13 protein-coding genes and 1 riboswitch are annotated in these 16,975 nt (G+C 39.6%); of the genes, 3 read left to right on the plus strand and 10 right to left on the minus strand.

Annotation, left to right across the window (positions count from 1 at the left end):
* Nucleotides 1-182: 182 nt before the first annotated feature.
* The 3 genes from glnA to FEZ33_RS10220 all read left to right on the plus strand — a co-directional run bounded on the left by glnA (nt 183) and on the right by FEZ33_RS10220 (nt 3,925).
* On the plus strand, nt 183-1,529 hold the full coding sequence (gene glnA / locus FEZ33_RS10210) for a type I glutamate--ammonia ligase (protein ID WP_138405287.1): 1,347 nt from the start codon (nt 183-185) through the stop codon (nt 1,527-1,529).
* A gap of 56 nt (nt 1,530-1,585) precedes the next feature.
* Nucleotides 1,586-1,726, plus strand: a riboswitch (Lysine riboswitch).
* 91 nt (nt 1,727-1,817) lie between these two features.
* Nucleotides 1,818-2,693, plus strand: a complete 876-nt coding sequence (gene dapF, locus FEZ33_RS10215; protein WP_212746697.1) for a diaminopimelate epimerase — start codon at nt 1,818-1,820, stop codon at nt 2,691-2,693.
* Nucleotides 2,694-2,704: 11 nt separating this feature from the next.
* On the plus strand, nt 2,705-3,925 hold the full coding sequence (locus tag FEZ33_RS10220; RefSeq protein ID WP_235888826.1) for an LL-diaminopimelate aminotransferase: 1,221 nt from the start codon (nt 2,705-2,707) through the stop codon (nt 3,923-3,925).
* Nucleotides 3,926-4,233: 308 nt separating this feature from the next.
* Here the strand turns inward: FEZ33_RS10220 and FEZ33_RS13010 are convergent, their stop codons facing one another.
* From FEZ33_RS13010 to FEZ33_RS10270, 10 genes are all read right to left on the minus strand, one after another.
* Complete coding sequence (locus FEZ33_RS13010; RefSeq protein ID WP_138405288.1) at nt 4,234-4,362, minus strand: transposase; 129 nt, start codon at nt 4,360-4,362, stop codon at nt 4,234-4,236.
* The gene (locus FEZ33_RS10230) at nt 4,359-4,787 is read right to left on the minus strand and encodes a helix-turn-helix domain-containing protein (RefSeq protein ID WP_138405289.1); all 429 of its coding nucleotides are present in this window, start codon (nt 4,785-4,787) and stop codon (nt 4,359-4,361) included. The genes FEZ33_RS13010 and FEZ33_RS10230 overlap by 4 nt, the downstream gene beginning before the upstream one ends.
* A 616-nt stretch (nt 4,788-5,403) precedes the next feature.
* Entirely contained in the window at nt 5,404-6,777 is a 1,374-nt protein-coding gene (locus FEZ33_RS10235) for an NAD-dependent succinate-semialdehyde dehydrogenase (RefSeq protein WP_138405290.1), read from the minus strand.
* Between the two features lie 498 nt (nt 6,778-7,275).
* Nucleotides 7,276-8,496: a dihydrolipoamide acetyltransferase family protein gene (locus FEZ33_RS10240; protein ID WP_138405291.1), complete on the minus strand. Its 1,221-nt coding sequence runs from the start codon at nt 8,494-8,496 to the stop codon at nt 7,276-7,278.
* A 13-nt stretch (nt 8,497-8,509) separates the two neighbouring features.
* Nucleotides 8,510-9,547 (minus strand): alpha-ketoacid dehydrogenase subunit beta, encoded by a 1,038-nt coding sequence (locus tag FEZ33_RS10245; protein WP_138405292.1) that lies wholly within the window; start codon nt 9,545-9,547, stop codon nt 8,510-8,512.
* Between the two features lie 26 nt (nt 9,548-9,573).
* A complete protein-coding gene (locus FEZ33_RS10250) occupies nt 9,574-10,644 on the minus strand; it encodes a thiamine pyrophosphate-dependent dehydrogenase E1 component subunit alpha (protein WP_138405293.1) in 1,071 nt (356 codons plus the stop codon).
* Nucleotides 10,645-10,657: 13 nt separating this feature from the next.
* Entirely contained in the window at nt 10,658-12,001 is a 1,344-nt protein-coding gene (gene lpdA, locus FEZ33_RS10255) for a dihydrolipoyl dehydrogenase (RefSeq protein WP_138405294.1), read from the minus strand.
* A 35-nt stretch (nt 12,002-12,036) separates the two neighbouring features.
* Nucleotides 12,037-14,634, minus strand: coding sequence for an ATP-dependent Clp protease ATP-binding subunit (locus tag FEZ33_RS10260; protein ID WP_138405295.1), 2,598 nt, complete (start codon nt 14,632-14,634; stop codon nt 12,037-12,039).
* A gap of 346 nt (nt 14,635-14,980) precedes the next feature.
* Entirely contained in the window at nt 14,981-16,162 is a 1,182-nt protein-coding gene (locus FEZ33_RS10265; RefSeq protein ID WP_138405296.1) for a sigma-54 interaction domain-containing protein, read from the minus strand.
* A gap of 15 nt (nt 16,163-16,177) precedes the next feature.
* Entirely contained in the window at nt 16,178-16,783 is a 606-nt protein-coding gene (locus FEZ33_RS10270) for a GAF domain-containing protein (protein WP_138405297.1), read from the minus strand.
* Between the last annotated feature and the right edge of the window lie 192 nt (nt 16,784-16,975).

Consider the following 16,975-nt stretch of genomic DNA (forward strand, 5'->3'; position numbering starts at 1 on the left):
AGTTCATCCGTGGTAAGATGGGTGTAGGTCATTTGTGGTCACTCCTTTGTATTCTTTGGTCGGAATTACAAGTTGAGTGTACCACAAATGGCTGTTTTAGTTGTCTAGCTTAATTTTACAATCGGCGAATATAATCTAACAATACTAAATAATATTATTAATATTTTATTGGAGGGTTTTATATGACGACGACTTGGACAAAAGAACGAATTATGGCAGATGCGAAAGAAAATAATGTAAAATTTATCCGCTTAATGTTTACCGACATCTTAGGTACGATAAAAAACGTAGAAATTCCTCTGTCTCAATTAAGTAAAGCTTTAGACAACAATATGACCTTTGATGGTTCATCAATAGAAGGCTTTGTACGAATCGAAGAGAGTGATATGTACTTGGTACCTGACTTACAAACTTGGCTGATTTTTGATTGGAATATTGCAAGCGATGATACCAAGCGCATTGCCCGTCTGATCTGTGACGTTGAGACATCATCTCGTGAGCTATTCTTAGGGGACCCTAGAAGCAATTTGAAACGTGTTCTGGAAGAGATGAAAGAACTCGGCTTCTCTGACTTTTACTTAGGCCCCGAAGCAGAGTTTTTCTTATTCAAGTTAGATGAAGAAGGGAATCCAACGATGACATTGAATGATCACGGTGGTTACTTTGACTTAGCGCCGACAGATTTGGCGGAGAACTGTCGCCGTGATATTGTTCTAGAACTAGAAGCTCTTGGCTTCGAGATTGAAGCTAGTCATCACGAAGTGGCCGATGGGCAACATGAGATCGACTGGAAATACGCTGATGCGGTGATGGCTTGCGATAATATTCAAACTTTCAAGCTCATTGTTAAGACCGTAGCTCGACGACATAATCTTCATGCTACGTTTATGCCGAAACCGCTTTTTGGCATCAATGGTTCTGGTATGCACTTTAATATGTCACTCTTTACTGAAAGTGGTAATTCTTTCTACGATGAAAGTACGCGGTCTGGCTTATCTAAGACAGCCAAGCATTTTATTGCAGGTCTGATGGAGTACGCACCGGCCTTTACTGCCGTCTGCAACCCAACCGTGAACTCCTATAAACGACTGGTCCCTGGCTACGAGGCCCCAGTCTATGTGGCTTGGAGCGAGAAAAACCGCTCCCCATTAATTCGTATTCCAGCAGCTCGTGGCAACTCAACCCGTGTTGAATTAAGGAGTGTCGATCCATCGGCCAATCCTTATCTTGCTCTAGCGACGATTCTTAGCGCTGGATTAAAAGGTATTAGAGAAGAACTCGAAGCACCGGCTCCGGTTGATTGCAACATCTACAGTATGACCGCTCGCGAGCGTCTTGACCAAGGGATTACAAGCTTGCCGGGTTCATTACAAGAAGCCATACATGAATTGAAAGCTTCAGACCCAATCTTGGATGCTTTAGGGCCGCATATCTCTACTAGCTTTATTAAAGCCAAAACAAAAGAGTACGAGGAATATGCCAAATATGTCTCACCATGGGAAATTGAACAATATTTTACTAATTATTAAAACATGATTAGTAATTAGTTGACGTCAATTAGTATCAATGTTACTCTATAAAAAGGTATTGTGCGAGGCGCGGTTGACATGAGGACTTATGGGTCTGAGGGGATATCGCCGAAACGAATTATCGTTGGTTAGTCATCATAATAGGTGGCTAACTGTTCAACTTAACTGCCAGTTAAGCTGATTGTGCAAGCAATTACCGGGCAAAAGTATACCACTCTTCTACTGGAAGGATCATGGACTTTTGTTCGTGGTCCTATTTTTTATTCACTAAATTAAGGAGAGAGTGTTATGACAAAATTAACAAATAAAAAGGCCATTCCCTTTACAAAAATGGAAGGAATTGGCAATGACTATGTTTATATTAATGACTTAAAGGAAGAGATTGAAGATCTAGCAGAATTAGCAATTCAAGTAAGTGAACGACACTTTGGCATTGGTAGTGATGGTCTAATCGTGCTTCGCCCATCTAATAAGGCAGATTTCCAGATGCGGATGTTCAACCTAGATGGCAGCGAAGGTCGGATGTGCGGCAATGGCATCCGTTGTTTAGCCAAATTTATCTACGATAATGGCCTTTGGGATCAAGAATCGATTGAGATTGAGACACTAAGTGGCGTCAAAACCGTCCAGCTCATTTTCAATGATCAAGGTGAAGTCACAGGAGCTCGGGTCAATATGGGCCAAGCAATTATCGACACGGCCTTGATTCCAATTACGGTAGAGGAAGACCAATGGATTAATCAGGCCATTACAATCGCCGGGCAAGCTTATCAAGTGACTGGTGTATCGATGGGGAACCCTCATCTCGTTATCTTTCAAGAAAATATCAAAGACTTGGACTTACAAACACTTGGACCTCGCTTTGAATATGACACGCGCTTTCCTGAACAAATCAATACCGAATTTGCCCACGTTCACAACCGGCAAGAAATTAGCATGCGCGTGTGGGAACGTGGGAGTGGCGAGACTTTGGCTTGCGGAACCGGCGCCTGTGCGGTTGCGGTCGCCGGGGTGTTGAATGGTCTTACTGAAGAGACGATTAAGGTGAACCTCTTAGGGGGAACACTCACAATCACGTGGGATCGGAGCGACACAGGGCATGTTTATATGGAAGGCCCTGCCCGCACTTCATTCACTGGTCACTACTTTCCACAAGTACATTAGGAGGATTTATCATGCAAGCAAATCATAATTATTCAAGGATTTCTGACAGTTACTTATTCTCAACCATTGCTCAAAAAATTGACACTTACACTCAACTAAACCCTGACAAAGAGATTATTCGTTTAGGTATCGGGGATGTGACCCAACCCCTTGTTCCAGGAATCATTCAAGCCCTCCATCAAGCGGTGGATGAACAAGCTTCTACTGATACTTTTCGTGGATATGGCCCTGAAGGCGGTTATGACTTTCTGAGAGAGGCAATAGCCCAACATGATTATCAAGAAGTTGGCCTGTCAATGGATAGCAGTGAAGTCTTTATATCAGACGGCGCCAAAAGTGATATCGCCAACTTGCAAGAATTATTCGCACTCGATAGCATCATCGCCATGGGAGACCCTATCTACCCTGTCTACATCGACAGCAATGTACTCACAGGTCGCTTGGGCGAATGGAATGAAGAGCTTGGTCAATGGAGTGAGCTTGTCTATTTAGAAAGTCATGCGGAAAATCACTTCCGACCTGCCCTCCCTACTGAGAAAGTTGATGTCATCTACTTATGCTACCCCAATAACCCGACAGGGATGACTCTAACGAAAGATGAACTGCAACAATGGGTCGATTTTGCCTTAGAAAATGAAAGTTTAATCCTCTTCGATGCAGCTTATGAAGCTTATATTCAAGAAGACGGTATTCCTCATTCCATCTATGAATGTGAAGGTGCCGAGCGTTGTGCGATTGAGGTCCGTAGTTTCTCTAAGAAAGCCGGTTTTACTGGCTTACGTTTGGGATACTCCGTCATTCCAAAAGCACTGACTTTCCTAAATATGAATTTGAACCAAATGTGGCACCGCCGTCAATCGACCAAATTCAATGGCGCCCCTTACATCATCCAAAGAGCCGGTTGGGCTTGTTACCAAGAACCTGCCAGGACACAAATCGAGGAAAATATTAGCTATTATATGGAAAATGCTCGAATGATCAAGGAAGGTTTGAAAGAAGTAGGTGCAACCGTTTATGGTGGCGACAATGCACCTTATATTTGGCTTAAAACGCCAGTTGGTGTCTCATCCTGGGAATTCTTCGATCAGTTATTGGAAAAAGTTCAAGTAGTGGGAACCCCAGGAGTAGGATTTGGACCAAGCGGTGAAGGATACTTTAGACTGACCGCCTTCAATACCCGCGCTAAAACTGCAATAGCGATTGAGAGATTGCAGAAGTATTATAGTGAGTAGGGTTTAGAGAGTGTAGGCGATTTTGTTAGTAGATTAAATTTTGATATATTGATACCCCCAAAGGTTAGATTTTAGTCTTACTTTGGTTCTTTGACAAATAGTGTTGGTGAATATTTAAGGCGATAGATTTAGTTCTATCGTCTTATTTTTTGATGTAAGTTATTTCGCGATCTGTTGGATTAGAGGATATTCTTTTATAGGGCCTCTTCGTCACAAAAATACAATGGGCGTACAGGTCCAGTATTACGTTGTTGAAGCTGGGTTGAGATTAAAATACGACATCTTAAGTGACCGTAATTGCGATAACCTTAGTCAGATCGTTTGATTATCTTGATTTTATTTACGGTGCCTTCCACAACGCTATTCGAGAGTGTATAAGTTAAGCTGTTTTTAATATCTAACGCGTAGGAAGTTAAGGTTCGAAACGCTGTTCTCATCTTGTGTGGGAATACCTATCCATGGTGATGGTTTTTACCTGCCGTCGTTCTTCCATTGAGAACCGTAAGAAATAAGCCCTTAAATACCCTTGAGTTCGGCCTTCAAGGATATCCACCATTTGATGTGTCGCGTTATTCATTATCAGACACGACATTGCCCCAGGAACATTTTTAGCCGATTTAAATTCATCGATCGTCAAGTGGGACGGTAAGCAACTGGATTTAGGATTTAGGTTGTCCCCATAGGTTTTTAATTGACGGATGACCGTCGTGGTTGAAACATTCAGGTGTTGGGCGATGAAGGTCATGGACTGCATCTGAGCTAATTCTTCAAAGATGACATACTTCACCGCATTAGAAATAAAACAATGCCGACGAGTTAAGGAAGTGACAGCTACTGTGGTCCCACGGCAATGTTTACACAAATAGCGTTGTTTCCTTAACTTTTAATAGACAGGCTGAAAGTTGTATTGTCCCAATAAAACGACGGAATTCATCGTACCGTTTCGTATGATATCATGACTACTTTGATTTAGACAGCCACAGTGAGAACAGGCTTGAGGCAGATGATCGAGATCCCCGTCACCGTGAGGTCTTTTCGATGGGTCACCTTCACATCCAGGGACGTCGATTGAGCCGATGGCGGTAGAATGTAAGTAAGCCATGTTGATTTCCTTTCTTATGTGTTTGGTCGTACTTACATCATAGCGGGAATCACTGGCTTTTTGTGTATACAAAAATAGTGCGGGTGATTTCTCACCAACACTAAAAAATATAAAACCAAAAAAACAACCTCACACTAAAAAGCATAAGGTCGTTCTGATTGGATGTAAGGACTGATTTCTAAGATCTATTCACTATTTAGTACTACATGGGAAACGATATGATTAATTAAATTGTACCAAATTTCTACAAAAAGTAGGCTTTTGAAGAATTATTTGGTATGCCTATTATTCTACTGATGTCTCTCTAAATAGTACTTGATTAAAAGTAGGGATAGGACCTGATACACAAGCCCTATTTCTTATATTTAAAAGTATTTTATTGTTTAGGTGTATAAATTAAATGTTCATTTAAGAAAGCAGTAAAGCCTAATTCACTTAATTCGCGACCATAACCTGAGTTTTTAACGCCACCGAATGGCAATTCTGGCAGTGAGGTCCAACCGGAGTTCATAAAAGACATCCCTGTCTCCACTTTTTCGGCAACTTTGCGAGCATGGTCTAAATCCTCACCATAAACTGAACCACCAAGCCCATAACTAGAATCGTTGGCTAACTCTACCGCCTCATCTTCATCTTTAACTTTATGAACGATAGCTACGGGACCAAAGATTTCTTTATTAAAGATTGGGTTGTCTTTTGTAATATCAGTCAATATCGTTTGCATTACAAAGTTACCTGGATGGTCAATCGGCTCGTTACCATAAACCACTTTTGCTCCATTATCAACTGCTAATTGAATTAGTTCTAAGACCTCTTCTTTCGCTTTTGCTGATGATAGTGGGGCTAAGGTTGTTTCTGGATCCATTGGATCTCCCCATTTAGCTCCTTTGAAGCTTTCAACTAATATCTTTAAGAATGCATCGTAATTTTTCTCTGTCACGATGAAACGTTTAGAAGAAGTACACACTTGCCCGGCATTATTCAAACGTAAGCCTGGTAGTAATTCTTTTAGGCCATCTAAGTTCGCATCATCCAAGACGATAAATGCATCATTACCACCAAGTTCTAAGGTCGATTTCTTCAAGTTACGCCCAGCAATCTCAGCAATCGTTGCTCCCCCACGTTCAGAACCTGTTAAACAAACACCTGAAACACGCGGATCAGCAATCACTTTAGCAACTTGATCATAATCTGCGAATAAGTTCTTGTAGGCTCCTTCTTGCCCGCCAGCTTCTTTTACTAAATCTTCAAAAGCTTGAGCAGATCCTGGACAGATGGAAGCATGCTTAAGAACCATTGGGTTACCTGCTACATAGTTTGGTGCGAATACGCGCATAATTTGGTAGTAAGGGAAGTTCCATGGCTCCACTGCCATAATCACCCCTGTTGCTTGGCGCACGACATAAGCGTCTCCTGTATCTGTTTCAAAAGGAATTGGTTTCAGGAATTCGTCAGCCTTATCAGCATAGTATTCTGCAATGGAAGCAGATAATTCGACTTCACCCTTAGCTTCTTCGAATAATTTACCCATATCTTTTGTCATAATCTCAGCGTATTTATCGATATCACGACGTAAAATTTCAGCTACTTTATATAAGACCGCTTTTCTATCTTCTAATTGCCCCTCTTTGCGCCATTGTTTGTATAACCTGTGACCATTCTCTAGATGTTTCTCAATCTCTTGATCCGAAATATTTTCGTATGTCTTCAAAACCTCGTTAGTAAAGGGATACTTTGTTTGATATGCCATAAAATAATTCCTCCTTAGAATAATATATATTTTTATTATAACACAAATGATAGCGCTTGCTAGTATTTGGCTCCTAACTCACTATGTTAATTTATAATCACCTATAAATTTATATAATTCATTGTAAGAGGTTTCATTAATAATTCTAAAACGAATAATATTTTTTTATGCTATCAATCTCTAAATTAAAATCCGTTATAATACATCCATTGCCACATGTCACTACTCCCGTTACAATCCGAAATAACTCCCTCTTTAATATATTTGTAAATTAGAAGATGGGGCGTCGTAAAGCGCCGCCACGGACCAAACTGTCTAAAGTAGTAAGTCATTTCGTACCTAATTACTCAAACCTCTTCAATATCGAAACCCTATCAAGCATTGAGAAAACTATTAAAATCCATGGATACCTCACAATCCTCATTCAATCAAAAAGCAACAGAACTAACAAAATTGGGCTAGTTCTGTTGCTTTCTTTACGCTTATTCTCTTTTATTTTTATAACATCAATCTGTATGGGTCATTAAGGTATTCAGATACTGTCTCTAAGAAACGAGAGGCTGGTGCGCCATCAATAATTTGATGATCATAGGTTAAGCTTAATGGTAATTTTTGATGAACGGTGACGGTTCCTTCAGTGTCTAACGCAAGTTCATCGCTTAAAGTACCTACTCCGAGTATTGCTACTTCTGGCAGATTAATGATTGGAGTAAAGTACTCAATATTAGCACCACCTAGATTCGTAATAGTGAATGTTGATCCTGAATATAAGTCTCCTGGTAAGCTACCATTTCGAGCTTGTGAAGCAACGCTTGCGATGGTAGAACCAAGTTGAGATAAAGTCATTTGATCTGCCTCTCGAATGACTGGAACAACAAGGCCTTCTTCGATGTCTGTTGCCATACCAATATGAATAGCTTCTTGTACTTCATGGATTCCATTATGATACCAAGCATTCAATTCTCTGTTTTCTTGTAAGGCTAATATCACCGCTCTTGTCACTAAAGTATTAATCGATAATTCACCTTTATTTAGTGGACGAGAGACTTTTTCTTTTATCTCTTTGCGGAAAGCCATTAAGTTGGTTATATCGACTTTTCTGTGGTTTGTTACTTGAGCTGTTGTTTGAACACTTTCCATCATTCGTTGTGCAATCGTCTTACGCATCCCACTTAAGCCAATACCCCATGTAGCGGTATCCTTACTTTGAACACTTGATACGACTTTTTCACTTGGTACATATCTATCAATATCTAGACGCGTAATACGATGATTGCCACCCGTTCCGTTAACATCCGAGAGATCAATCCCCTTCTCTTCAGCCATCTTACGAGCAAGAGGTGTTGCAAAGATTCGCTCACCATCGCTTCCTTGATTACGTGGTTTACTGCTCGTCTCTTCTTTCGTTGAAGCACTTGAAACTTCTTCAGATGCTTCTTCTGGAACATCCTTATCCTGTTCGTCTGATGCTACTTCTTCACCTTCTTCACCTACAATAGCTATAACTTCTTTAATGGGTAGAACATCCCCTTCTTGTACATTGATTTTCAATATAGTACCACTGACGGGTGATTCTACAGGACTTGATAATTTTTCAGAACTTATCTCTGCAATCACATCTCCTGTGTTTATTGCATCTCCTTCATTGAAATACAGTGTTTCAATGGTCCCTTCTGTCATCGTTAAGCCCAAGGTAGGCATTACAATATTTTTTGCCATTTATACTCCCCCCTTATGCTCTTGCTTTGAGATCATCGATTAATTCAGCTGCTTCTGTTAATACTTTTTCCGCATCTGGTAGATAAAGTGCTTCTAGATTTGTTGCGAACGGTGTAGGTGTATTTGGTGCACAGATGGTTTTGATAGGGCCATCAAGATAATCAAAAGCTTTCTGTCCTACAACCGATGCAATATCTGTAGCTGTATTGTTATGAGGGTTTGCTTCATCAATAACAATTAAACGATTTGTTTTCTTAACAGATTCAATGACCGTTTCTTGATCCCAAGGTGCTACTGTCCGTAAATCAATAACTTCAACAGATACTCCATCTTTTTCGAGAGTCTCAGCCACATTTAAAGCCACATATAACATCTTTCCAATGGTTACAATCGTTAAGTCTTCACCTTCACGAACGACATTTGCTTTTCCAATCTCAACAGTATAATATTCTTCTGGCACTTCTCCTTTGAGTCCATATAGAGTTTTATCTTCAAAGAATACGACTGTATTGTTATCTTCAATCGAAGCTAAGAGTAAGCCTTTCGCATCATAGGCTGTCGCTGGGACCACACACTTGATACCTGGAATCGATCCTATCATTCCATAATAAGACCCTGAGTGTTGTGCTGCGGCTGAAGCTCCGGCACCATGGTTTGTTCGAACAGTCATTGGAACAGTGGCTTTGCCTCCAAACATATAACGCATTTTTGAAGCTTGTCCTAATAATGAGTCAAAAGAAAAACCAATAAAATCATTAAACATTAACTCTGGAACAGGTCTTAAGCCAGTTGCTGCCATTCCAACAGCTGCACCCATATATCCCATCTCGGATAGCGGGGTATCAATCACTCGATCTAAGCCATATTTTGGTCCTAAACCTTTCGTAACTCCAAATACCCCTCCCCAAGCATCTTCATTCTGCTCTTCCAAGTGAGGGACTGCGGTTCCTCCGTGAATATCTTCTCCTAACAGAATAACATTCTCATCTTTTTCCATTGCTTGGTCTAAAGCCTCGTTAATTGCATTCATAAAGTTAATTTGTCTGGTCATTGTATTGTCTCCTTTCTGTGTTTGGGTTACTCAGCAAAAACATCTTCATATAAAGATTCAGGTCTTGGTTGTGGACTCTCTTCTGCAAACTTAATAGCAGCTTCGATATCAGCTTCTGATTGCGACCGAATGTCATCAAGTTCTTCCAGTGTGAGCAGTCCATGTTCCACTGCATAATCTCTAAATATATCCAGAGGATCCGTGTCCGCTAATCGTTTTTCAAAGCCATCTTCTTTGTTTTTATAATTTTGTTCATCACCTTCAAAGTGACCATAATTACGGAATGTAACACATTCAATTAAAGCAGGGCCTTCTCCTTTACGAGCGCGTTCAATATATTCTCCTGCTACTTCATATACAGCCATTAAGTCCTTACCATCTACACGAACACCTGGCATATCATAAGCTGCCGCTCTTTCAGCTATCGTATCCGAAGCCGATGCATACCACTGTGGTGTTGACTCAGCAAAGAAGTTATTCTCACAAACAAAGATAATAGGTAAATTCCAGATTGAAGCCATGTTTAAACACTCGTGGAATAACCCTTCGTTAGAAGCCCCATCTCCAAAGAAACAAACTGCTACATTGTCTTCTTTTTTATATTTGATTTTCATTCCTGCACCAGTTGCCAGACCGAATCCTGCACCAACCATTCCGTTAGCACCTAGAATCCCTTTATCCACATCGGCAATGTGCATTGATCCTCCTTTACCTTTACCTAAACCAGTCTCTTTACCAAAGATTTCTGCCATCATACCGTTGAGATCGCCGCCTTTAGCAATACAATGACCATGACCACGGTGAGTAGAAGTAATATAATCATCATCTGTCAAGTGAGCGCAAATACCCGTCGCAACAGCTTCCTCCCCAGCATATAAGTGCACAAATCCTGGAATTATCCCTTGTGCGAAGAATCGTCTCACATTGTCTTCAAAATTCCGGATATTTTCCATTGTCTGATACATGTCTTTCGCTTTATCTGCAGTCACAGCCTCCGCGGCAGCTTTGGTTGATGTCCGAATCTCTAGTTGTACCAAATCTTTTAACGCCGTTTCGCTACGTCCTTCTAATTGTGGAATTGATTTTTCTTTAACCATTATTTCTTCCTCCTTATATTTCTCTTACAATCACTTTAGCAACATCTTGAACAAGTTCAGAAACTGTTGGATGTGAGTAAACCGTTGAGGCTAGTTCATAGATCGTACCTTCTGCTTCTACTAGTGTGAGTACTTGATGTAATATTTCTGTCGCCTCTGGACCACAAATAATTGCTCCAAGAATCTCGCCATATTTACGTTCGACTATTAACTTAATAAAACCCTCTGTCTGATCGACTGCAATTGCACGACCATTAAAGCCGAATGGCAATTGAGATATTACAACGTCATAACCTTGCACTTTAGCTTCTTCTTCAGAAAGACCGAAGGTCGCCACTTCAGGATGTGTAAAGAGTGATCTAGGAACGTGACAATTGAGGAGCGGACGTTCTTTCATCTTATTCATCGCCCGAACAGCTTTAATTCCTTCTGTACTGGCTGAATGAGCTAGTGTATAGCCACCAATCACGTCACCAACAGCGTAGACATGGGGTTTCGATGTTTGATAATATTCATCCACTGCTATAAACTTACCTTGCTCATCAAATTCAAGATTCATCGCTTGAGCTAAGTCTATATTCGGTTTACGCCCGGTTGCGATGAGTAATCGATCATAGGTATATTGCTTATCACCTTCCAGTTCAACGGTGTTATTTGTAACGTTTTTAATAACCACTTCCGTTTCGACTGTCATGCGGTTCTTTAACTTCTGCTTAATGATTTTTCTTGCATCTTCGTCTTCTGTGAGTAGAATGTCTTTGGCAACTTCAAGCATGGTCACCTCAACACCCAGTGCTTCCATTGCAAAGGCCAATTCAACTGCAATGACGCCACCGCCAATAATCACTAACTTCTCTGGTAATACTTCCATTGAGAAGAAGGTATCTGTCGTTAGATACGGTTGTGAACTTAACCCAGGTATCGGTGGTACAAATGGTTGACTTCCTGTTGCTAACAACACATCTTCATAAGTGATTTTTTCGCCATTGACTTCAAATGTATTATTTGAGGTATAGATTGCCTCCCCTTCAATAAAATCAATGTTTAATGATTTAAATGTAGAGTGAATCCCTTTTTGTAAACTTGCGATAACTTTATTTTTTCGCTCGTATAGTTGAGTAAAGACCACGCCACTCAACTCCACCTGCATACCATTTTGTTGTGCTTTACTTATGGAATCAATCCAGTGAGCATGCTCTAAATAAGCTTTACTCGGGATACAGCCAACATTCAAGCATGTTCCTCCAATAGCTTGGCGGTCAATTACCGCGACATTCTTACCCAAACGAGCTGCTTCTTCCGCTGCAACATAACCACCTGGACCCGCACCAATGACCAATACATCATAATGCTTCAAATTACTTTACCTCCTTTTTTAAAACGCTTTCAAAATTATTCATTTTCTTTCTCCAAATAACTAAACCTTAATTGACCGTTATTAAGCTTTACGAATGCCCAAGTATCTGAGATAATATCTTGTTTTATTAATTCCCTGGCTAGAGGCGTTTCCAATTGATCAACGATAAATCGTTGAAGAGGCCTCGCACCAAGTGTTGGATCATAACCATTTTCTGCAATCCAGCCTTTCACTTCTTCAGATACAACTAAATCAATCCGATGACGATGTAAACGCTGAGCTAAATCAGCAATCATTAAGTCAACTATACTGTGCATATCACCCAAGGTCAGTGGATTAAATAATAATATATTATCAATTCGATTTAGAAACTCGGGTCGGAAATGATGTTTCAGTTCATCTTTGACTTCATTTTGAACTTTCTCGGATATTTCCTTATCTCGCTCTAACCCTTCGAGCAACTTCAGTGATCCGATATTACTCGTCATAATTAGGATTGTATTTTTAAAGTCAATCGTTCTCCCCTGTGAATCCGTTAATCGCCCTTCATCTAGAACTTGTAAGAGAATATTGAACACATCTGGATGAGCTTTTTCTATTTCATCGAATAAGACTACGGAATAGAGTCGGTGCCTTACTGCTTCTGTTAGCTGTCCCCCTTCTTCATAGCCTATATAACCTGGAGGTGGTCCCACTAATTTGGCTACAGCATGCTTCTCCATAAATTCTGACATATCCAAGCGAACCATCTCTAGCTCACTACCGAACAAGACATCTGCCAGTGATTTAGCAAGTTGAGTCTTTCCTACGCCGGTAGGACCTAAGAATAAGAATGAGCCGATTGGATGGTTTGGATCTTGAACGCCCGCTCTAGACCGGATGATAGCTTGAGCCACCTTGTCTACAGCTTGATCTTGGCCAACAACACGTTGCTTAATAATTTGATCTAATTGCAATAGCCGTTGTCGTTCATTTTCCATAACCCCTTGGACTTTAATCCCTGTTAGTTTCTCAACAATTTCTGCAATATCTGACTCTTCCACTGTATGTCGAATGAGATATAATTCATCGATATTTGCTAGTCGTTGTTCTTCTAAGGCTTCTATCTTTCTATTAATATTAGGAAGAAGTAGTTGAGTAATCTGTACGTACTCGTCTAATTCACCTTTTAGCTGAGCTTCTTTAGCTAATTTTAATTGATAGATTTTATCTTCATTCAATTCTTGTAACTGTTCAATGATCTTTTGTTCAACTTCCCAATGCTTTATTTTCTGATCTAACCGAGCGTTTAATTGATCTAAGTTACGACTTAAGTCTTCTTCAACGTTTTCTGTAAAGCCCTGTTCTTGTTTTAGTTTTTCAATCTTGACTTGAGTGATCTCATCTTTTAATGTTTGGATTTGTGCCGGCATACTCTTTATCTGAATATGTCGAACAGCACTTGCCTCGTCCATCAAGTCAATGGCCTTATCCGGCAGGAATCGATCGGTCATGTAACGATTCGAGAGATTCACAGCGGCTATGATGGCATCTTCAGTAATCTCAACTCCATGATATACTTCATAACTGTCCTTCACGCCTGATAATATATCAATCGCTTCATCAACAGGTGGCTCTGAGACATGAATTCGTTGGAAACGCCGTTCTAAGGCTTTGTCTTTTTCAATATTCTCCCGATATTCATCTTGAGTTGTTGCTCCTATACAGCGAAGCTCACCCCGAGCTAACATTGGCTTGAGAATATTTCCTGCATCCATCGAACCTTCGGTCTTACCTGCCCCTACAATCGTATGAATTTCATCAATGAACAAAATAATTTTATCATTTGAATCTCGCACATCATTTAGAACAGCTTTTAACCGTTCTTCAAATTCACCTCGATATTTAGCACCTGCAACAAGTGAGCTCATGTCTAAGTTATAAACGACTTTATCCTTCAAGTTCTTAGGAACGAGTCCTTGTTCAATCTTTTGTACCAATCCTTCGACAATCGCTGTCTTACCTACACCAGGCAGCCCGATTAAAATAGCATTATTCTTTGCTTTTCTTGACAAGACACGAATAATTTCTTCAATTTCTTGCTCCCGTCCAATAATCTTATCAAGCTTACCTTGTTGGTACCGTTCATTTAAGTTTGTTGAATACTGATCCAATGCGTGATATACCATCTCTTGGTTCTCAGAAGTTGCTCGTTTCCCCTTACGAACCCGATTCAGTTTTTCTAATATAAGATCACGATCTATATCATTTTTTAATAAGAATGCTGTGATTGGATTATAGTTTTGATTCATCAGTGCCAGAATAAAATGCTCAGAACTACAGATTTCATCGCGCAATTCATTCGCTTCTTCTTTTACACTTTCAATTAAACGATCGTACCTCGGCGTCTGCTGTTGAGCGAATTGACTATCACTCCCTCGACTCACAGGTAACTTATCCAATTCCTGATTAATGAGTTGTACCATCTCGTTAATATCAATCTCTAGTGATTCATAGAAATCAAACACAAAATGTTTAGGTTGCATCCAGACTGACCATAGATGAGGGATATCAACTTGAATCTGTTGTCTTTCTTTAGCAAGCGTCTGCGCATCGCTAAATGCTTGAATTACATTATTAGTAAATTCATTCATTCAGTCCAGACTCCTTTCCCTTAATGTATTATTGCGTATAATTTTTGCTTTATCATCGCTCCTTTAATGATGTTTCGTCTCTACTTAATATATAGCAATTTCCGTGCCAACTTTTGAAAAGGCGATATAAACTATATTGACTCATTGAATAAAATACTTTATGTAACAAGATGCAACAATTTGTTTCAATTGGTGTATCCTGTGTCCTATGTGGAACAAGGTGAAACAGTTTATAAACAAAAAAGCGAGAACCCCTTAAACCATGGGTTCTCGCTTTTTATTTATCCAATCATCGAAGTAAGAAAAAAGATGGCCAATCACAGAGGTAATCCTATCTCAAGTTTATCTATATTACATCTAATTGGTATTTCTTAATCTTGCGATAGAGGGTAGTTCGTGACATATTCAAAGCTTTCGCAGCGTGACTCTTATGATAATTATATTCTTCAAGTGTTTGAAGAATTTTTTCTGCTTCATTTTTAGGTTGTATATTTTTTTCTTGTTCTATTTTCACCCTAAGGTTACTTGGTGCTTGTGGAGCACTAAAGGTGGTCATTTCAATTAACTCTTTGATGACATGCGAGCTAGGTTGTTCGATAGGATAGAACATATACAACCGTTCAAGAAAATTGTTAAACTCTCGAATATTCCCATGCCAAGGATAGTGTTTCGTTATGTCGAATAATTCTCTCTTCCACGTAATTTGCCACTTTTTCTTCTGGCAGAATGATTCAATTAATGGAAGTAAATCTTCTGTTCGTTGACGTAAAGGTGGTATTTGAAGTGGAATGACATAGAGTCGGTAGTATAAATCTTCTCTAAAGCGACCTTCACAAACGGCAGTTTTCAAATCCTGATTAGTTGCTGTCACAATTCGAAAATCAACCGTGTAAGATTTATTGCTACCAATCGGTGTCACCTGTTTTTCTTCAATCGCACGTAGTAATGCTGCTTGCATTTTTAAAGACATACTGTCCACTTCGTCTAAGAAGAGTGTGCCTCCTTCTGCTTGTCGCATCTTACCGCTATAGCCTTCCTTGCTCGCTCCGGTAAATGCCCCAGCCGCATACCCAAACAACTCACTTTCTAGTAAGTTTTCACTAATTGAACCACAATTTAGACTAATTAATGGTCCATCCTTATATGGACTATTATAGTGAATCGTTTTGGCAATAATCTCCTTACCAGAACCTGATTCACCTCGTATATGAACGGGTACAGTACCCTCAGCCGCCTTATAAGCTTTCTCTAAAAAATTCTGATAAGTCTTATTCTCTGATAGTACACCTGGATAATATTTTCTTTCTGTATGATTATTGGTATAGAATTGATACTTATAACCGATCAGCTCCTGATCATACAAAAGGGACTCAACATTATACAGACCGTCATATTGATGACAAAAAGCTTCAATATCAATACCTAGAGATAGTTGCTTATACCTTTCCATTTCAGTAGGAAAGTAAACCACTTGCTTGTGCTCATTGCAAAGCACGCTATGATTATCAGTACCTACTACATAAGTCATTAAAGCTTGCTGTTGCTAGATTCGACGTTGGAATAAACGGTTCATGACACGCTCAGCAATTAACTGTGTAACACTTTGGTGTTCAATATGATTATTCTTATAGGTGGAAATATCTAATATGCCTACTAGATGATCCCCATCAAATATGGGACATGCAAAACAACTCCATTCATGCGATGCAACTGCATAGTGCTCAAAACGAGATAGCTTTTGACTCATCCTTTTTGATATAGCGAGTGATATCGCATTTGTTCCCACATCGAGCTCGTTCCACCGACTCCCCTCAAAGAAGCCAATATTATTTGCTTGATCAATCGCTCTAGCATTCCCTTGCCTCCAAATAATATAGCCTTCTGCATCGGTTAAGATAAACAATGATTCACTTTGATTTAAAATTTTAGATATCTTGATAATCTCTTCTTCAACTAAATCAATTAATAGTTTATGACGCTTCTGTTTCATTGATAATTGGTCATAACGTAATACTGTATTACTAACCATTTGAAACGGATTTAAATCCTTTTTGCGACATACTCCCCATGAATTAGCTATTTTATCCGGTAATGCATCAGGATTAATTACTTTTTTAATGACAAACTCTTTCCACAATAATTCGTTCAACGTTCATCACCCCTCAGTTATATTATAACTTGCTCTCATAAGTAAGTGAAGCGCTTTCTTTAAATCGCCGATTGTAAAATTAAGCTAGACAACTAAAACAGCCATTTGTGGTACACTCAACTTGTAATTCCGACCAAAGAATACAAAGGAGTGACCACAAATGACCTACACCCATCTTACCACGGATGAACT

The sequence above is a fragment of the Ruoffia tabacinasalis genome, assembly GCF_005864045.1.
In the GTDB taxonomy this organism is placed as follows: domain Bacteria; phylum Bacillota; class Bacilli; order Lactobacillales; family Aerococcaceae; genus Ruoffia; species Ruoffia tabacinasalis.